19 protein-coding genes, 2 tRNA genes and 1 other RNA gene are annotated in these 17,657 nt (G+C 53.7%); 5 read left to right on the forward strand and 17 right to left on the reverse strand.

The annotated features are described in order from the left end of the window. Positions 1-47: 47 nt before the first annotated feature. On the forward strand, positions 48-596 hold the full coding sequence (locus MCM46_08910; protein ID MCG3111926.1) for an MOSC domain-containing protein: 549 nt from the start codon (positions 48-50) through the stop codon (positions 594-596). On the opposite strand, the gene MCM46_08915 is transcribed toward MCM46_08910, so the two are convergent. The 4 genes from MCM46_08915 to MCM46_08930 form a co-directional block, all read right to left on the reverse strand. After that, positions 589-1,014 (reverse strand): FKBP-type peptidyl-prolyl cis-trans isomerase, encoded by a 426-nt coding sequence (locus tag MCM46_08915; protein ID MCG3111927.1) that lies wholly within the window; start codon positions 1,012-1,014, stop codon positions 589-591. The two genes, MCM46_08910 and MCM46_08915, sit on opposite strands and share 8 nt — an antisense overlap. 643 nt (positions 1,015-1,657) lie before the next feature. Further along, entirely contained in the window at positions 1,658-1,894 is a 237-nt protein-coding gene (locus tag MCM46_08920; GenBank protein ID MCG3111928.1) for a hypothetical protein, read from the reverse strand. A 101-nt stretch (positions 1,895-1,995) separates the two neighbouring features. Continuing rightward, the gene (locus tag MCM46_08925; GenBank protein ID MCG3111929.1) at positions 1,996-2,496 is read right to left on the reverse strand and encodes a hypothetical protein; all 501 of its coding nucleotides are present in this window, start codon (positions 2,494-2,496) and stop codon (positions 1,996-1,998) included. Between the two features lie 244 nt (positions 2,497-2,740). Continuing rightward, positions 2,741-3,310: a hypothetical protein gene (locus tag MCM46_08930; protein ID MCG3111930.1), complete on the reverse strand. Its 570-nt coding sequence runs from the start codon at positions 3,308-3,310 to the stop codon at positions 2,741-2,743. 457 nt (positions 3,311-3,767) lie between these two features. On the opposite strand from MCM46_08930, the gene MCM46_08935 reads away from it, so the two are divergent. The 4 genes from MCM46_08935 to MCM46_08950 all read left to right on the forward strand — a co-directional run bounded on the left by MCM46_08935 (position 3,768) and on the right by MCM46_08950 (position 5,605). Then, positions 3,768-4,373 carry a hypothetical protein gene (locus MCM46_08935; protein ID MCG3111931.1) on the forward strand — a complete coding sequence of 202 codons (606 nt, stop codon included), beginning with the start codon at positions 3,768-3,770 and terminating at the stop codon, positions 4,371-4,373. A gap of 142 nt (positions 4,374-4,515) precedes the next feature. Further along, positions 4,516-4,782, forward strand: coding sequence for a hypothetical protein (locus MCM46_08940; protein MCG3111932.1), 267 nt, complete (start codon positions 4,516-4,518; stop codon positions 4,780-4,782). Positions 4,783-4,787: 5 nt separating this feature from the next. Beyond that, positions 4,788-4,946, forward strand: coding sequence for a hypothetical protein (locus MCM46_08945; protein MCG3111933.1), 159 nt, complete (start codon positions 4,788-4,790; stop codon positions 4,944-4,946). Further along, positions 4,943-5,605: a hypothetical protein gene (locus MCM46_08950; protein ID MCG3111934.1), complete on the forward strand. Its 663-nt coding sequence runs from the start codon at positions 4,943-4,945 to the stop codon at positions 5,603-5,605. Before MCM46_08945 ends, MCM46_08950 begins: the two co-directional genes overlap by 4 nt. Before the next feature lie 235 nt (positions 5,606-5,840). Here the strand turns inward: MCM46_08950 and MCM46_08955 are convergent, their stop codons facing one another. From MCM46_08955 to dnaG, 13 genes are all read right to left on the reverse strand, one after another. Next, positions 5,841-6,518, reverse strand: coding sequence for a hypothetical protein (locus MCM46_08955; GenBank protein MCG3111935.1), 678 nt, complete (start codon positions 6,516-6,518; stop codon positions 5,841-5,843). A 246-nt stretch (positions 6,519-6,764) separates the two neighbouring features. Then, entirely contained in the window at positions 6,765-7,226 is a 462-nt protein-coding gene (locus MCM46_08960; protein MCG3111936.1) for a hypothetical protein, read from the reverse strand. A gap of 53 nt (positions 7,227-7,279) precedes the next feature. After that, a complete protein-coding gene (locus MCM46_08965) occupies positions 7,280-8,587 on the reverse strand; it encodes an ATP-binding protein (protein ID MCG3111937.1) in 1,308 nt (435 codons plus the stop codon). Between the two features lie 212 nt (positions 8,588-8,799). Further along, positions 8,800-8,886, reverse strand: a tRNA-Leu gene (locus tag MCM46_08970). Between the two features lie 473 nt (positions 8,887-9,359). Beyond that, on the reverse strand, positions 9,360-10,583 hold the full coding sequence (locus MCM46_08975; GenBank protein ID MCG3111938.1) for an MFS transporter: 1,224 nt from the start codon (positions 10,581-10,583) through the stop codon (positions 9,360-9,362). 14 nt (positions 10,584-10,597) lie between these two features. Then, positions 10,598-11,485 (reverse strand): phosphatidylglycerol lysyltransferase domain-containing protein, encoded by an 888-nt coding sequence (locus MCM46_08980; GenBank protein MCG3111939.1) that lies wholly within the window; start codon positions 11,483-11,485, stop codon positions 10,598-10,600. Further along, on the reverse strand, positions 11,482-12,045 hold the full coding sequence (locus tag MCM46_08985; GenBank protein MCG3111940.1) for a YkgJ family cysteine cluster protein: 564 nt from the start codon (positions 12,043-12,045) through the stop codon (positions 11,482-11,484). The genes MCM46_08980 and MCM46_08985 overlap by 4 nt, the downstream gene beginning before the upstream one ends. A 170-nt stretch (positions 12,046-12,215) precedes the next feature. Continuing rightward, positions 12,216-12,638: RNase P RNA component class A (gene rnpB / locus MCM46_08990), an RNA gene on the reverse strand. 11 nt (positions 12,639-12,649) lie between these two features. Beyond that, a complete protein-coding gene (locus MCM46_08995; GenBank protein ID MCG3111941.1) occupies positions 12,650-13,069 on the reverse strand; it encodes a ribonuclease HI family protein in 420 nt (139 codons plus the stop codon). Positions 13,070-13,072: 3 nt separating this feature from the next. Further along, a complete protein-coding gene (locus MCM46_09000; GenBank protein MCG3111942.1) occupies positions 13,073-13,792 on the reverse strand; it encodes a C4-type zinc ribbon domain-containing protein in 720 nt (239 codons plus the stop codon). A gap of 32 nt (positions 13,793-13,824) precedes the next feature. Further along, positions 13,825-13,900: transfer RNA gene (locus MCM46_09005), tRNA-Ile, on the reverse strand. A gap of 86 nt (positions 13,901-13,986) precedes the next feature. Further along, entirely contained in the window at positions 13,987-15,780 is a 1,794-nt protein-coding gene (gene rpoD / locus MCM46_09010) for an RNA polymerase sigma factor RpoD (GenBank protein MCG3111943.1), read from the reverse strand. A 55-nt stretch (positions 15,781-15,835) separates the two neighbouring features. After that, positions 15,836-17,620, reverse strand: coding sequence for a DNA primase (dnaG, locus tag MCM46_09015; protein ID MCG3111944.1), 1,785 nt, complete (start codon positions 17,618-17,620; stop codon positions 15,836-15,838). Positions 17,621-17,657: the final 37 nt, after the last annotated feature.

Consider the following 17,657-nt stretch of genomic DNA (forward strand, 5'->3'; position numbering starts at 1 on the left):
TCGCCCCAACGCCTTACGCCAATGCCTTACGCCAACGCTTACGATTGATGAAAAAACAGAAAAAAGAAACCGGACGGGTCGTCGCCGTCTGCCGAAGCCCGACCGCGGGACTGCTCAAACAACCGGAGGATCAGATCCTCATCGGCCGATACGGCGTGGAGGGAGACGCTCATGCCGGTCCGAAGCGGCGGAGCCGCCGGACCGGTCTGATAAAGCGAAATGACCGCCAAATCAGCGTCGTGGCCAAAGAGGTGATCGATGATCTCCAGCGCCGGCTCGGGATCGCCATTCCGCACGGAGGCTTCGGAGAGAATATTCTCGTGGAGGGAATCGGAGACCTCTCGAATCTCTCCGAGGGAGATCAGCTCTCTTTTGAAAGCGGGGCCGTTGTGGAAGTGACCGAGCAGAACGAGCCGTGCGCCAATCTAAACGTCTGGCACAAGCGCGTTCTTTATGAAGTGATGGGGAAACGCGGCATTGTCGGCGTCGTCAAGAAAGGGGGAACCCTTCGCCCGGGCGACGCGGTGGCAATAAAAATCGGCCGCTCAAGGGGGCGATCCCCTTCAGCGGCCGGAAACAACAACGGCGTTACTTGATGTCTATCAGTTCCACGTCAAAGACGAGGGTCGCATTCGGGGGGATGACCCCGCCGGCGCCCCGCTTGCCGTAGCCGAGATCGGGCGGGATGGTCAGTTTCCGCTTCCCGCCGACCTTCATCGTGGAGACCCCTTCGTCCCATCCTCGAATCACCTGCCCGACGCCGATTTGAAAGGCGAACGGCTCATTTCGGTCGACCGAGCTGTCGAATTTTTTCCCATCGGTCAGCCAGCCGGTGTAGTGGACGATCACCGTCTGTCCCTTTGTGGGGCTGGCCCCTTTTCCCTCTACCAAATCAACGTATTCTAAACCAGAGGCCGTCTTCACCACATTCTCCTTTTTTACATCGCCGGCAGCTCCGAGCGGAGAGACCACGGCCAACGTTAAAATTGTAAAAAGAATGACAAGCAGTCGCATCGATTCTCCAGTGCTGTTTCGGTCCCCGATGGACCGGATCAATTCGGGCTGAGTTTAATCTGAAATAAAAAGAGAATCAAGGGAAATTACTGTAGCGGGGCTGCTCGCCCCACACCCCCGCCGCGGGGGGTGCGTGCCCACCCCCCTTCGGATTCCCAGGGCAGCGGGGGCTACCGCCCCCCAGCACCCCCCACGGTCAGAACTCGCACAACGCACGGAAGAGCACCGTGGATTGTGCTTCAAACATGCTGACCTGAAGCGGTCGATAATACGTCTGACAGAAGAAACGCAGGAGAATAGGGGGCACAGGACGCCCATGACGCGCAGTCTCCTTACTCTCTTATTTTTTATTTAAGGGTGATGTTCTGTGGGCCTCTGCGCCCGCAGCGCAAGGGACCCACTGGGGGATGGGTGGAGCGAGGATGCAGAGGCCCACTACAAATCAAAACGTTCCACCTACCAAATTAGGTCAGCTGTCTGAAGCACCATCCACGGTGTACTCCCGTGGGGGTGCGAGTTCTGACCGTAGACGGGGGGAGCAGGGGGGGTTCTTTCCCCCCGCTGCCTGGGGAAGCCGGAGGGGCTGTGGCAAGACAGCCCCACGGTGGGGCTTGGGGCAACGCCCCATTCAATCTTTACCGCTCTATTTCTTCGCCGGCGCCAGCATATACGCGTCGACGGCGCTCCAAACCGCCATCGCCACGAGGATCATCTGCAAAGAAAGCGAAATATTTCCCTCTCCCATCGCCTGACGCCGGACGACCCCGCTGATCACCATTGCGATTACCAGGAACACGGCCCCCTTGACCCATCGGTGTTGAAGCAGTTGGCCGGCCCCGGGTAAAATCGTTGAAAGAATTGCAGTCAGTATCCGTTCCATGATCTCTTCCTCCTTCTGTTCAATTCCTTCAAAGTATACCCGAAAATCAGGAGGAGAGAGATCCGCTTTCCGATCGTTATCTCAAGGCAAGAGGGAGAAGGTTACACGGAGAGGAGCCGTCTTTTCTTGAAGAATCCCTGCTTTTTTTCGTAGCTTTGAAGCACCGCCGCGGCCGCCAACCCATAGGCCAGATGCGAGAGAATCGGCATGGCCGCCTGCATCGGCGCTTTTTTCCAGGGGGGACGCTCCGCCCCGATTCCGGGAACCCATCCCGAAAGCCCGATCGCCCAGAGGGCCAACCCGAAGAGCGGCCCCGAAACCCAAGGAGAGACATTCAGCTTGGGGGCCGACCAGCCGTAAAGCGCTCCCATGAGGGTCCCATACGCGAAGTTCGATCCCTGAACGGCGGCCGTCTCCGCGTTCCCGCTCAGCCGCCCCTGAATCCCGAAAAAGTTTTCGGCTTTCTTCACCACCTTGTGCGGAAAGAGGGCATTGTGTTTTTGCCCCCAGGGCAACGCCCTCTTTTCCAACTGCACAACGGCGGTCAACGCCGCCGTCCCGGCGACGCCGGCCAGAAGTCCCATTCCGATCTGCTTCATCATCGTTTACTCTCCTTTATCATGCGGATGATCAGGTTGTGCCGAATACTTCCATCGTACGATAAAAAAATTTGGCGGATCAATCACCCGATTGGATTAGTCAGCGCTTTTCTTAAAGATACCGAAGCGAACGGAGGGTCAGGTCTTGCGTTAACAGAGGCACTCTGACCGACATTCATATTGGGTTGCAAGACCTGACCCTCCCGAGGTGCGGGTCCGTCGACGCGCCGCGTTTCAGCCCGATCCGCTAAAAACGAATCTTTAACAACGAGGTTCCGACCGCGATCTCCTGGGTCTCGGGTTTTTCGGTGGAAAGAACACGAACATTTACATCGGGGACATTGAACGCGAACCGCTCGTTCTCCCATTCCAGAGCGGCCGTCTGTTGCTCCAGAGAAGTAATGACGTAAGCACCATAAAGCAGACCGACCCCCGCCCCGACCGCCGCCGACGTGGAAAGCTTCCGACTGGCATCCTCGTTATCGATCGCGACCAAGATTCCGCCGACCAATACACCGGTGAGCGCTCCGAAAAAGGTATTTTTAAAAAGCTCCGCCATCGGATTTCCAATACGGCGCTCAACGCGGACCTCCCGGCGCTCCCTCTCCTCGCTCCGGTCGGTCTCTTCGACGGCCGGGGGCGGAACCTCCGTTCCCCGCTCCATGTTTTCCTCCTTTCTTATCTCAATCTCCGATTCGGCCAACAGGATCGACGGAATGGAGGAGACGAGAAAGAGAACCGTTAACGAAAGGGCAATAAACCGCCGCGTCGACTCTTTCGGCGCGCCGATGCGTGTCATGGTATTTTGGCTCATCATCTATTCTCTCCCAATTCGGTTTTAGATTCGGATTTTTAGCTGCGCGGTCGACTGCTACAGGACCGCTCATGAGGCGTTCAATACAGTGGGCTTGGCACTTTGTCTTCGCTACAGTGAGCAGGGAAATGCATCCCCGGCCTCCGCCGGCCTAAAAATCCCATAAAAATATCGTAGCAAGATGCAATCTTGGCTGTCAAGAAATGGAGCCCGGGGGAGGATAATACCAAAGGATTATTCGTCGGAAACGGCTATCCCCTCCTTGACTTTTTTTCCCTGGTTATGTTTGAAGGCTAAAATTGTCTTGGGCCATTTATTCAATCCTTTCACACACTGAATCTACTGCTTCACGGAATTGCGCTTTGCAATGTAATTCGTTATGATTCGGAACGAATCATCACCTGCTAGACCTTTGATCCCTACCCACTTACGCTTTTAAAAATTTAACAGGAGGATGCCGATGAGCCTCACCGATGAATGGATCGCATCGACGCGGAAATTCGCGACCCGGCTTGCCGAACAGGCAGGGCGGATCAAGGCCGTTCCCCAAAAAGATATTGCGGCGCTGCGGGGCGAAGGGCAGACGCTCCTTCGGACGCTGATCGACGGACTTCCCCTGCTCCCCGACTGCGAAGCGATGAGTGCCGTGCGCTCGTTCGGCGCCGCCGCCGGGAAGATCGATCCGGCGTCTGCAGAACGGCTCGGCCCGGTCCTCGATGTCTCGAATCGATTGATGACATTGACCGGCAGCGGCGGCCCCGGCCCGACGGTCTGGGCGCAGGAGCGATCCGGTTTGCCCGACCTGCTCAAGGGGATTCCGCTTCCGGAAAAAGAGCGGCGGGTCGTCGACAATATGTTGTGGACGCGGGAGATGTTCGAGTCGTCGACGAAGGCGCTGGAAGGGGTCGGCGAGGAGATCGAGCGGCAGGACGGCTCGGGGGAGCGCAAGGCGAAAGAGGCGGCACGTGAGATCGAGGAGAAAGCGCAGAACCCGCCGGTGAAGCCGGGGTTCCTTCAGCAGGTGGCGACGGCGATTGCGAATTTGTTTGGGGCGATTTTTGGGTAGGCGGGTCCTTCATCCGTCGACATTTTCGCAACGTTCTTTTCGTTCATGGGGTGTGCCGGATGAAGGAAAGGGACAGGACGATGATTGACCCGTGCTTGCGCATTCCGTTAAAGTAGAAGTGAAACATACTGAGGAGGCGTCGATGGATCCCCAAAAGCAGCAAGAGGTCGATCAGCTCAAGGCCGCCGCACCGGAGGTCGATAACAAAATTTCGCTCGCGGCCGATGAGGCGATGGTCTCTGAAGACGTCGAGAAGGTCAAAGGATTGGTGGCCGGTTTTATTTCGAAGTACGAACATGTGATGAAAGATTTAAGCCCGAAGGATCAGAAGGAGTTGGTGCGGATCATCGGGTCGAAGGTGGAGGAGATCGAAGATAAACTGACGGAGCTCCGGCAAGCGCCCGAGTAACGCCGGTGGCCCGAACCCTTTCCGCGTTTGCATTCCTGCCGCGCGTCGGCGATGGCTTCTTGTTCGAGGTCATCGCCGACGCGGCTTTTTTAAATATGGTGTCTCCAGAATTCGCAGAAGAATTCCTATTCAATGAGTTCAATGAATTAAAGCGTGCGTTATGAAGCAAAAGTGGTCAACAGGATTTCGAAAGTTCCATACCTCTTTAGGGGTTTTAATCGTTTTAAATTTAGTCGCGTCTGGATGTGCCGCACGACCAATTTCTCAAATTCATAGATTCATGTATAAGGATCATCTTGATTCTGACAGCATACACTACATCTCAAAAGTAATTGAGCCTGCAATCCAGTTATATATTCCTGGTGGCCATTGGAACGTAGTACAAAAACCCACTTTTACCGTTTTTGAAACTATAAAAGGTCCTCGAAAGATTATTAATATTTTTGAATTTGAGGATAGTTTTTTGAAACGTAAATTTCACAAAATTGGCTTTACGGGAAAGCAAGCCCTTGAAGAATACTATCGGATAGAGTCCGAACATCTAATTTCAAAGAATGCTAAACAAAAAAGTAAAATTATTGCAGTAAATATTGACGGGTTAATTACTCCAAATATCTTGTGGTTAGTAGAGGGGCCAGATAAGCAAACATTCTTCATCTCTGCAAGTAAAAATCGGCGTTTAATCTCTATTTCATTCCAGGATTTAGATAATCCTCCAAATGGACAAGAGAGTGTAACTAGAATTTTCCAATCTATGAAATTTTTATCGGAAGAAAAGGTAAATGAAAAATGGAGACAGCTCTTTAAAATAGACGGCCAATAATAAACTAATAAAAAAGAATGTAAAGTCGTTGTTTGATCTGACCGGAGCGAATGGCGTGGTTCATGAAATCATCAAGAGCACGGTGGAACGGACATTAAAAGCGGAACAGGAAGCCCATTTAGGTTATGAGCCTTTTAAAAAGGTGGACAGTGACAACGCAATTTGTTTGAGGCGATCTTTGGGTAAGCAGTTGTTCATTCGTGGGAAAATAAATCCGTCCCCTTTTCACCTTTTATTACAGCTTCTCATAAATGCTGTAGCCGTTGCGATTCATCCATTCTATTTTCCCATGACGGAGACCGATCGCTGCCTTGTCCCACTGAGAACCGGAGGCTTCAAAAATCATGACTTCATAATCGGAATTTAAATTTGTTCGCGCCACCCGAGGATTACCGAGCCGTGCGATGACTGATTCTCTGGAAAGGTCAAGGGGGAGTTTTGCCCATGCGTCATTAAATCGCTTCAAGCGGTTTGAATCAGCAATAATGACAGGAATCAGAACCGGAGATAAGGGAATCGCAATCCAAGACCAGGCAAGCGCTTCATTGATCCCGGCAAGGGTTGAGCGCTTCGATTCCGCACGCGCGGCCATATCGACATCGCTGAAACTCACCTGATCCAACTTGATGATGTTTGGAACCAGCGCCCGATGCAATGCATCGAAGCCATGTTCATATGGCAATTGATCGCCGGCTGAAGCCGTCCAACTCTCCATAAGCTTCTCAAGCGGGGTTACAGCTGCAAGACGGTCGTCCTCGAAAATAAGGCAATATTTTCTGAAGGTATCCTCTACCTCATAATAAATTCCAAAATAATGATTTCCGCCGCGCTTTCCTCTGAAGAGGAGCGCACCCTCATGATTCAACGCCTCATGGACCTCTGAAGAAGGCATTCCATATTGAAGGCGGCTCATCGATTCAGGAGTGGTCTTGGGAACGCTCGCGCAGCCGGCGACAAGAAAAAGAACAAGGAGAATAAGGCTTTTCTGCATTGGTTTTCCAATTCTGGGAAAATAAATCCGTCCCCTTTTCACCCTGTGATGAAAGATTTAAGCCCAAAGGATCAGAAGGAGTTGGTGCGGATCATCGGGTCGAAGGTGGAGGAGATCGAAGAAAAATTGACGGAGCTCCGGCAAGCGCCCGAGTGATGTAGGATACATCTATATACCAAAAGCTACTTGTAGATCATACGTTACTTTGCAAGTAGGTTTACAAACTGCAGCAATATTTGCATCGCATAGTAAATTTTTATTGCTATTACTTGTATATATCTTGGGTTTGTTAACACCTTTTGGGTAAAGGCTATTCCGTTTTAAATAAGGAATTGCTTCCTTGTCGTTTGTGCACACAAGTAAGCACCCGGATACCACAACTATTCCGATGAGATGAGCATCATTAAACTTCGATTTCCTAACTTTTTCTTCTATCTGTTTTTGATATTTATCTACTTTCGAACCATCAACCTCTACTATCTTTCCTGCTTTCCTTAACTCTGAAAATAATCCCAAATAACGCCCAGCTGTTTTAAGTTCTCTTTTGTAGCGCGTTCCTCCATAAACAGCTTTGCCTTTGCCTTTGATTAGCCATCTGAGAACAGGCTGGAAAAGAGAATGGTCGGCCACCTTGGAGTCGAATACTGAAGAGAAAGTACAAGAGTCTAAGATTATACACATTATTATAGCCCCAATAATCGCATGTCTTCTTTGATAAAAAAATCTCTATAACCTCTGGGTTGATCATGCGGGAGCTCACCATTATTCTGAATTTCAAGCTGATAAACTTTATTTCCTTGAGACCTACGCTCAAAATACAAGATTTGAGCACGCGGAGCTTTCGCGATACTTTTCTTCATCTTATAATTAAGACGAAATCTATCAATAGTGTAGTCACTATGTGTCTCAATTATGAATTTCTTCTTTTCCTTAACTGCAAGTTCAAAAAACACGTCACCAAGTGCGGCTTGAGCCCTTGGATGTAAATGCACCTCTGGCTGTTGTATTGCAAACCATGTGTTCTTCCGGCCGGTAAATACTTCAACAATCACAGGTAATGCCTGAGAAACTCCATAACCCACATTGCTGATGCTTATTGCTTTACCATTGATCATTACGTCTAATTCAAATGGGGCAGTCGGACCAGGACCATAATTTTTTGTTTGAATAGTCTCGAATAGACCACTATCTCGACCTACACGATCTAAAAATTTCTTAAAGGTTTTAGATGTCGATCTTTTTTCTAAAGTTCTTTTTACCAAATACGGTGTGTGATCTCCTTGTGAAGAAAACTCAAGCTTATATTCATCGTAAGTGCGACGTGGCTTTGTTCGGATAGGTGCAAGCCACACCATCTCGTCTAAAAAGGTCGGGATTGTCGCACTATATCCTCCAGAGAAACGGCTGGTTTTTTTCTTCGTTAACTGTTCAATTTCTGATGCAATAAAAATAGGAGACTCAGAAAAGTGTTTGCGCCTTCGGGGCAATTTCACGTAATCGGTTTTTTCCTCTGCATGCGCTGTCACCCAATTACTAAATATTTCACGTACAAAAGTCTTAATGTCTTTATAAGGTAATGTCGATCGTTCCTTGTATCTAATCTTCTTTGATGTCATATCTATTCTAATTTCATTCCCACCGAAGCTATATGCATAAAGTGAAGGACGTGGAATTCCCTGAAATTTAGAGAACGTTAGTAAGAACCCGTCGACCTCTTTATCCGCTTTTTTATCAATACTATTGATTAATCCTATGCTGAAATAACGCCGATCTTTAGCGCTGACACTGACAATATCATCAAAGTGGCCGAAATTAACATCATCAGTGTTAAATTCATGTTTAAACCAAAACGCCGGGTGCGCTAAAAGTTTCATGAGTCCAAGTATTGATGTCTTACCGGTACTATTTTCACCTACCAGAAAGTTGACATCATGAATCGGGATGTATGTGTTGCTAAACCCTCTGAAGTTGTCAACGAACAAAACGCTCATTGTTTTTCCCCGAGTTTTTTGGGTACTTTGTCACACATTTTGTGATGGCGAAGAATTATATAACTTCAACATTGCTAGTCTAAATGAAGCTAGGAGCAGGTTGCTTGTCATCGGGGGATTTTAATTAGGAATGATTAAGCTTTGGTATACCACAGAGGGTAATCAAAAGCAACATATGTTGCCTGTTCAAGGAAATTGATCTTATAAGAACCTGGTGCCGAAGGGGGGACTCGAACCCCCACGGGGTCACCCCCACTAGACCCTGAACCTAGCGTGTCTACCAATTCCACCACTTCGGCTTTTTAGACGGGAGGGATCGGAGGAGGTCTCCGATCCCCGCATTCTTATAACAAATTCGGGGGAGAGAGTCAATCAATTGCGGAATTTGGAATGGGGCTCTTCGCCCCAAGCCCCACCACGGGGGTTAGATAATTAGGAATCTGAAAATTAGGAATTAGGAATTAGAAATCCGAGAGCAATGAGACTGCGCGTCGTGGGCGTTCTGTGCCCCCCATTCTCCTGCGTTCTTCTGTCCAGACGTTTCATCGACCAAATCAGGTCACCATTGTTTGAAGCACAATCCACGGTGCTCTTCCGTGCGTTGTGCGAGTTGTGACCGTGGGGGGAGCAGGGGGGGGCTTGCCCCCTCCGCTGCCCTGGGAATCCGAAGGGGGGTGGGCACGCACCCCCCGCGGCGGGGGGGTGGGGCGAGCAGCCCCACGACTTTGATCCTCGCAGGCGGGGCTTGGGGCAACGCCCCATTCCAATGCTCTTACTCCCGCGTCGCCGGATCAACCAAAACATTCTCCTTCCGAAACTGAAAATAAAGAAGCAGATCATACACCCCCTTCAACCCGGCCGCCAGGAAGAACGGCGCCGCGGCCGATACCGATTGGATCAGCACGCCGGTGACCGAGGGAGCGACCGCCTGGGTGAGGTTTCGCGAAAGGAGCGTGATGGAGGCCGCCGCCGTCCGCTCCGATGGGGCCACCAAAGCGACCGTATACGCCTGCCGGGTCGGGACGTCCATCTGGGAGAGGGCCATCCGCGCCAGATAAAACCCGACCGCGATTTCGAAATTGGGCGACAGCGGCACCAAAATGAGGAGCAGATGCGAGAGAAGATGGGTCGAGACCATCGTCTCCAAAAGACCGATCCGGTCGGCCAGACGGGCCGCAACAAGGAAGGAGAGCGACGTCAAGAGGCCGGCGACAAAGAAGAGGGTCGAGAGGGTCTGCAGCGAAACATCGAACCGGGTATAAAACCAATAGGCGACCAGACTCTGAAGGACGAAGCCGCCGGCGAAGGCATCGAGAGAAAAGAGAAGCGACAAGCGCGTGACCCGCTTCCGCGAGGTGGGGCTGAGGCGCTGCGACGAAAGGGGCGCCGTCTCCCCCTCCACCTGCCCGGTCAGCCTCCACGCCATCCAGGCCGAGACCAATCCGAGGAAAGTATAGAGAAGAAAAAGCGGCTGAAAACTCGCGACGGGAGAAAACCCGGCTCTCTCCAGCCATCCGGGGAGCCCCCCAACCAGCGTGCCGGTGGCGGTGGCAAGCAGCCCCGCCATGTTGTAAAAAGCGAAGAGCTGATTCCGCTTTCCCTCCGGCCCGACCTGCGCCAGGACCGCCTGCTCGATCGAAAGAAACGGCCCGATCTCATAGCCGGTGGCATTGATCACGCCGATAAAGGCGGCGATGAGGAAAAAGAGCGGCCGGTCCGAAAAAGCAAAGAGGAGCCCGGAGGCCGCCATCAGCAGGCTGAAGAGAATCAAGATCCGCCGGCGCCCGAGCCGGTCGGCATAGAAGGCGGTCAGGACCGTAAAAACGGTCCCCCCCAGAATGCTGAGGGTCATCACCGCGCCGATCGCGATCTCGGAGAGGCCGCGCTGCTTTAAATAAATCGCCAGGACAAAGCTGACGAAGCCGTACGCGAAGGCGCGGAGCATCCGCGCGGCGATCAGCAGCGTTCCATCCCGGCCCAACCAATGAAGGAACATCCCTCTCCCCCGAATCAGCGCCTGGCCAGGGCGCAGCCGATTTTTCGCTCGGGCCGATACGATTCCTTCGTTTGACGAAGAGAAGGAATTCCCGAATCGTCCATCGCATTGATCCATTGAAATGCAGTCAGGCTCCGGCAGAACGACCGGAAGAGAAAGGCGGCGGCCCCCTTCCATTTCAGATCGGCGACTTCTAAGAGAATACAGAAGGTCTCGCGGTCTTGCGGGAAGCCGAAGGTATACCCGGCCAACGCGCCCGAGACTTCGACCACCCACCCCGTCAGACCGAGGGTCTCCGCCTCCGAGAGAGCATGCCGGTGGACCGATTCCGAATCTTGGATCATCTGGCGATAGATCGGATCGGGATGCCGCGCGATTCGATCTTTGACCCAGCTTTCCAAAAGCCCCCGCGCCGCCGCTTCATCGGAAGGATGATAGGCGCGGCCGATCGGGTGATGCTTCTCGAAAGCATTACAGGCGGCCCGCTGCGCCTTGTATCGATCCCCCTTCAGCGCGGCCAGCGCGGCGCGCCGGTAGAGATACTCCGGCGCTTTCCATTCGGTCGCGAGGCCGCACGCCTGATAAAAATCGATCTCGGTCTCGGCGATGTTTTCGATCCGGGAGATCGCCCGGTCGGGATTCTTCCGGTCCATCCGGTCGAAACAGTCGAGGATCACCGTCCGATCGGGGGGGCCGAGCGGCGGGAGCGGCATATAGAGACAGCGGTCGTATTCGGCAAAGAGGAGAAAGTGGTCCCGATGAACGGTCCAGTAAAACGAAAAGTGATCCCGCCAGAGGAAGTGGGCCGGAAAAGCGTAGGCCGAAAGGGGGGCGCCGGTCTGTTCGAGATAACTTTCGAAGAGGGGCCGGGTGTCGCGTTGAAGCGGCTTTAGGTCGATCATGGTTGGATGGAAGAATGATCCCGGCCGACCGCCTCGGTGACCCGTTCAAGCGGCCGGACGATGATGACATCGTCCTGATAGGGGCCGATCAGCGCCGGATGGGTCGCGAGGATCGGCAGGATCGACGCCGACTCCAGGAAGGCCGCCACCGCTTCGGCATCGCCCTTCATTTCGGGATCGGCCGCATGCATCTGGATGAAGGGGCATTTGGTGTCGATCCCCAGCACCACCGCCCCTTCCGGATCGCGCATAATGGCAAAAGGATAGATCCGGCAATCGAGCGGCCGCTCGCCGTAAATTTTGCAATATTGAGTCTGAGGATCGAAGTAAGGACAGATGCACCCCTCGCCGTGGTGCTGAAGCTTGATCTTGGAGCCGGTCGCGGGGGAGTGAAAGAAGCGCGCCTGCTCGGGCCCCAGCCGCGCGATTTCTTCCCGTGTGAAGAAGGGGGCGAGAAAGCTCGTCTCCTCCGGAAAGCGGCAGCAGACGTCGCAAGTGAGACAGAGGGAGGAGGGGACGATCTGCTTGAGGGGACGATATTTTTCGGAATCTTGTTTCACGGATAAATCCAATTAATAAGACGCATCCAATATTTCCGACGGGATTTATGTAGGGGCGTGATTTATCACGCCCAACCGGAGGGCGCAATGAATTGCGCCCCTACAAAGAAACACGATTTATTACGTCTGTTGAATAAAGAAAGGGGGAGGCTTTCACCTCCCCCTGTTCAAGTCGAAGTTGCTCATAAGCCGAGTTCTGTTCCCCGACCTGCGTCGAGGTGATGATCATTTCTCTGGACCGTCTGTTGCCAGCCGGTTCTAGCGACCTTACCCGAGAGCTCGGGCGGGCCGCCCTTAACACCGGTAGTGGCGTATGCAATACGCCCCTACAAATGTGTGCTCTCCTATTTGGTCTTGCTCCGGGTGGGGTTTACCATGCCTTCGATGTCGCCATCGAAGCGGTGAGCTCTTACCTCGCCGTTTCACCCTTACCGGGCATCCGTTAAGATGCCAGGCGGTTTATTTTCTGTGGCACTTTCCTTAGGGTCGCCCCCAGTCGCCGTTAGCGACCACCCTGCCCTTTGGAGCTCGGACTTTCCTCCCCCGCGCCAGGATCGTGAGACCCTGCGGAGAGCGATCATCTGAGCCACTTCGCCAACCGATCTTACACTCTTTTCGTTTTCTTGTCGATAGCCTCGTTGGCCAGGGCATCGGCCTCGCTGTTCTCCCTCCTCGGGATATAATGGAACCGGACCGCCCCCTCCGGCCACTGCCGGCGCAGCTGCTGCGCTTTCTGGACCAGCGGAATGATCCCCGGATGTTTCACCTTGTATTCTCCCGTCATCTGGCGGACGACCAATTGGGAATCGAGGTAGAAGTCGATCTCCTGCGGCCGATGTTTCCGGGCCTCCTCCAACGCGCGAATCAGCGCCGTATACTCCGCCACATTGTTCGTGGCGATGCCGAGATATTCCGAGAGGGTTTCAATCGTCTCGGCCCGCTCATTTTTAATCACCACGCCGATGCTCGCCTCCCCCGGATTGTTGCGGGAGGCGCCGTCAGTGTAGATCGATAATTTCGCCATGGGTTAGGTCGGTGCAGGGAACAAAATGCGATGGCAGTAGGTGCAGGCGAGGATTTTCTCCCCTTTCCTCACCTCGGCCACCAATTGGGGGGGTAGGCTGAAATGACAACCGCTGCAGATGTTTCCTTTCAGGGCCACCACGGCCAGCCCTCTTTTCGTCGCGGCCAGCCGCTTGTATTCCTGCAGGAGATTCTTTCCGACCTTCTCGCTCAGGGCGTTCCGCTCTTGCTCAAGCCCCTTCATCGACTCCGACTTGCTCTTGAGCGCATTTTCCAACCCCTCTTTTTCGGCGCGGAACTTCTTCTCCTCCTCGGCCACCACCTTTTCTTGAGCCGCCGCCTCTTTTTTCACGGCGTCGGCCCGGTCCATCGCGACCAGAAGCTCTTCCTCGATCTTTCCCTTCTCCACATTGGCCGATTCAATCTCGTGCAGATGGGTCTGATATTCTTTGTTGGTCTTCAGCTCGGTGAGCCGTCCCTTGAGCTTGGTGATCTTCTCCTCCGCCGACTGGAGGGCCTGCTCTTTCTCCTTCCGCTCCTTGGTCACCTGATCGAGCGCGCTTTTTAATTTGGCCAGCATCTCCTTCGCCTGCTCCAACGGCTGCTGGACGATCTGGAGCCGCTCCGGAAGCATTTTCTCCTCTTCGTGGTACTGGTTCAACTGGCGGTCCAACTCTTGAAGCCCCATCAACAGTGCAAGCGGCTCTTTCACGATCTCTCCCAACGACCTTTCTCCCAGAGCAAGAACTCCGGATATGGTGGGCCCACCAGGATTCGAACCTGGGACCAACCGGTTATGAGCCGGCAGCTCTAACCGCTGAGCTATGGGCCCGGTTTCGTTACTCGTTATACGTTAATCGTTAAGCGTGAAGAAAAAATTTCCGAGTAACGAATACCGATGAACGATGAACGTTCACTTCACAGGCTTTCGACGAAACTCTTCAGCCGTTTGCTTCGGCTCGGATGGCGGAGCTTGCGCAGCGCCTTCGCTTCGATCTGCCGGATTCTCTCTCGCGTGACCTCGAAATCCTGGCCGACCTCTTCCAGGGTGTGGTCGGTCGACTCGCCGATTCCGAAGCGTTTTCTCAAGACCTTCTCCTCCCGGGGGGTCAACGTCTGAAGGACGCTGTTGATCTGCCGCTGCAGGTCGTACCGGATCGCCGCATCGAGCGGGGAGATGACTTTCTTGTCCTCGATGAAATCGCCCAGATGCGAATCTTCTTCTTCTCCGATCGGCGTCTCCAGGGAGATCGGCTCCTTGGCGATCTTGAGGATTTTTCTCACCTTCTCGAGGGGGAGGTCCATCTTCTCCGCGATCTCTTCCGGAGAGGGCTCCCTTCCGAGCTCCTGCACCAGCTGCCGGGAGGTCCGGATCAACTTGTTGATCGTCTCGATCATATGGACCGGAATGCGGATGGTCCGCGCCTGGTCGGCGATGGCCCGTGTGATCGCCTGCCGGATCCACCAGGTGGCATAGGTCGAGAATTTATAGCCGCGCTTGTACTCGAATTTATCGACCGCCTTCATCAGGCCGATGTTTCCCTCCTGAATCAGATCGAGGAACTGGAGGCCGCGGTTGGTATATTTTTTCGCGATGCTGACGACCAGACGGAGGTTGGCTTCCACCAGCTCGCTCTTCGCGAGCTTCATTTTCTGCTCCGCTTGAGAGAGCTGGCGAATCGAATCTTTCAGCTCATCGGCCGAGACCAACGCCGCTTCCTCTACCTCGCGGACCCGCTTACGGGCGTTCCGATAGATCTTCTCGATCTCCAGGATCTGCTCCTCCGAGAGGTTGACCTTTTTCTCGACGGCGCGCATCTCTCTTCGCCCCTGCTTCGCTTTTTTGAAGAGGGCGTTCAGCTCCTCGCTTGCGACCCCCATCTTCCGCTTGCAAAGGGTCACCTCCCGTTCCGCATGGATAATCTTATCGGCCAGGGAGCGAAGCTCTTCGATCAGCCCCTCGATCACGCGGGGGTGCAGGTTCATCGCCTCGATCTTTTCGATCACCTTTCCCCGCCCCTCTTTGAGGGTCTCCTGGGCGAGCTTCTTCGCTTTTTCGCTTCGGGCGGAGCGTTTCGTCCGCTCCACCAACCGGACGTAATCGCGCTGGCGGTTCTTGAGCTGATTCATCAATTCGAGCGTTTTGGTTTTGAGCTCTTTTTCGTCCTGCTCGACGACCTCGAATTCTTCCTCCGGCATGGAGACGACGTCGCCGATCGGAAGCTGATCGGTCTTGAGCTCTTCTCCGAACGTCAACACCTTTTGGATGGCGATCGGAAGCCCGAAGACGATGTTGGAGATCTCTTTCTTCCCCTCCTCGATCCGCTTCGCGATCTCGATCTCCCCCTCCCGGGAAAGAAGCGGCACCGAGCCGATCTCGCGGAGATAAAGGCGGACCGGATCGTCGGTCCGGCTGACCGCGCCGGGGGTCAAATCGATCTCCTTTTCCCTCTCCTCGCCGACGATCTCTTCGTCGACTTCCTCGATCTCCTCGACCTCTTCGACCTCTTCGTCCGATTCGACCGCCATCCGCTGGAACCGGCCGGCCTCCTCGGGGTCGATCACTTCGATATCCATCTCGCCGAACATCATCATGATATGGTCGAGCTGATCGGAGGAGAGGACATCGGCCGGAAGGGCGTTGTTCAATTCCTCATACGTGAGGAAGCCTTTCTCTTTGCCTAAAGAGATCAGCTGTTTGACTTCTTCCATCTTTTCTTCTTTGGACATGGAGCCTCCAATAGATTTCTAAAGGACCAACCAATTTTTAATGCGACAAGGTCAAATGGCTGAGCTCTTTCCGAAGTTTTAGAAAGTGCTGCTGAAGAGACTTCATCAAAGAGAGATCTCCTCCCCGCTCCGCCAATTTGATCTTACTTTCAATCTCGCTGCTCTCTCTTCGGAGCCGCTTCGCCCGGAGGGAGAGAATATAGTCGCGCGCCGTTTGCTGCACATTCTCGTAACGGTTTTCACGAACGGACAGACGGCTGTACAATGTGAGGAGGGGCGCTTCGATCTCGTTCAAGCGGCTCGGCGAAAACCACCGGCCCTCCTCCCGATTCCAAAAATGAGAGAGTATCTCCCGAATCTGCGGGTCTGTAAAATCTTCCAGATCGAGCTGATCGGCAAGCGCCGAAGGATCGATTTGACTCTGGAGAAGAAGAGAGGCAATCGTTTCCTCATCGTGAGGAAGCTTCGACGCCGCGACCGGCGCCGGCCGGCTCGGAGAAACCTCTTTTTTATTCTTCCGGGTCCGGGAGGAAAATTCGGCCCGGAGGTCTCGCTCTTCAATCCGAAGTACATCGGACAGCCGCTTGAGGTAGTGGCTTTGTTCGACCTTGTTCTTTAATCTCTCGATGAGGGGGAAGATTTCTTCGGTTACTTTTATTTTATCATCAACGGACTTGAGAGCGGAAGCCTCCGTCATCTTAAAAATGGCGAAATCGATCGGCGTTTTTCCCTCCTCCAGTTTCTTAAGAAATCCGGCCTTCCCCTCCTTTCGAATAAACAGATCGGGGTCTTCCCCGGAAGGGAGAGAGATCACCTTGGCCAAGATCCCCTCTTCGATCAGAAGGGGGGCCGTCCGAAGCGCCGCCCGGGCGCCCGCCTCATCCGGATCGAAAATCAGAAGGACCTTTTCCGAAATTCTCCGAATGAGCCGCAGATGGTCCTGCGTCAGGGCGGTCCCCATCGTCCCGACGGCATTGGGAATTCCGGCCTGGTGGGCGGCAATCACGTCGAAATAACCCTCGACGATAATCAGCGCGTTGATGCCGGCCCCTTTGGCCCGATCCAAAGCGAACAGGTGCTTCCCTTTGGTGAAGACGGGGGTCTCGGGGGTATTGAGATATTTCGGCTGCGCATCGTCGAGGACCCGCCCGCCGAACCCGACCACCCGCCCTTGCAGGTTCCGGATGGGGAAGAGAACACGATTTCGAAATCGATCGAAAAGTCCTTCTTCTCCCTGCGCCCCCTCTCTCCTGGAGGTCAATCCGGCCTTTTCCAAAAGAGAACGGGAAAACTGCTTGCCGAGCTGTTTGAGAAGATCATCCCGCCGCGGCAGCGCAAATCCGACGGAGAAGGCTTTGATCGTTTCGGCCGTGATCCCCCTTCCCTTCAAATAATCTCTGCAAAAAGCCCCTTCGGGCCGTTCGATCAGATTCCGGTGAAAAAAGGCGGCCGCCGCTTCGTTCAATTCATAAATTTGCGCCGCTTCACGCCGGGCCGGACTTTCCCGCTCATCCGGTCCCGCCTCGGGAAGCGCCACCCCCGCCTTGCCGGCTAGCCTTCGGAGCGCTTCGGGAAACGCAACCCCTTCGACCTTCATCACGAATTGAAAAACATCTCCCCCGACCCCGCAGCCGAAACAGTGAAAGAACTGCTTCGAGGGGTTGACGCTGAAGGAGGGCGTTTTTTCGGTGTGGAAAGGACAGAGGCCGGTGAAATTCTGTCCCGCCTTCTTGAGGGTGAGGTATTCGGAGACAACGGAGACAAGATCGCTTCTGTCCCGAATGGTTTCGACGAGTTGATCGGAAACCCTTCTTCCATTCAAAGAGAGAGACCTTCCCTGACAATTAAGATCAAGCCTA

The organism is Candidatus Manganitrophus morganii, from assembly GCA_021651055.1.
GTDB lineage: Bacteria > Nitrospirota > Nitrospiria > SBBL01 > Manganitrophaceae > Manganitrophus > Manganitrophus morganii.

Bases quoted from the DNA above. Each gene is read 5' to 3' on its own strand.
- MCM46_08915 (MCG3111927.1), bottom strand. From the start codon at position 1,014: ATGCGACTGCTTGTCATTCTTTTTACAATTTTAACGTTGGCCGTGGTC.
- MCM46_08920 (MCG3111928.1), bottom strand. From the start codon at position 1,894: ATGGAACGGATACTGACTGCAATTCTTTCAACGATTTTACCCGGGGCC.
- MCM46_08935 (MCG3111931.1), top strand. From the start codon at position 3,768: ATGAGCCTCACCGATGAATGGATCGCATCGACGCGGAAATTCGCGACC.
- MCM46_08995 (MCG3111941.1), bottom strand. From the start codon at position 13,069: ATGGCGAAATTATCGATCTACACTGACGGCGCCTCCCGCAACAATCCG.
- MCM46_08980 (MCG3111939.1), bottom strand. From the start codon at position 11,485: ATGATCGACCTAAAGCCGCTTCAACGCGACACCCGGCCCCTCTTCGAA.
- MCM46_08910 (MCG3111926.1), top strand. From the start codon at position 48: ATGAAAAAACAGAAAAAAGAAACCGGACGGGTCGTCGCCGTCTGCCGA.
- MCM46_08975 (MCG3111938.1), bottom strand. From the start codon at position 10,583: ATGTTCCTTCATTGGTTGGGCCGGGATGGAACGCTGCTGATCGCCGCG.
- MCM46_08955 (MCG3111935.1), bottom strand. From the start codon at position 6,518: ATGAGCCGCCTTCAATATGGAATGCCTTCTTCAGAGGTCCATGAGGCG.
- MCM46_08965 (MCG3111937.1), bottom strand. From the start codon at position 8,587: ATGAGCGTTTTGTTCGTTGACAACTTCAGAGGGTTTAGCAACACATAC.
- MCM46_08925 (MCG3111929.1), bottom strand. From the start codon at position 2,496: ATGATGAAGCAGATCGGAATGGGACTTCTGGCCGGCGTCGCCGGGACG.
- MCM46_08930 (MCG3111930.1), bottom strand. From the start codon at position 3,310: ATGATGAGCCAAAATACCATGACACGCATCGGCGCGCCGAAAGAGTCG.
- MCM46_08940 (MCG3111932.1), top strand. From the start codon at position 4,516: ATGGATCCCCAAAAGCAGCAAGAGGTCGATCAGCTCAAGGCCGCCGCA.
- rpoD (MCG3111943.1), bottom strand. From the start codon at position 15,780: ATGGAAGAAGTCAAACAGCTGATCTCTTTAGGCAAAGAGAAAGGCTTC.
- MCM46_08950 (MCG3111934.1), top strand. From the start codon at position 4,943: ATGAAGCAAAAGTGGTCAACAGGATTTCGAAAGTTCCATACCTCTTTA.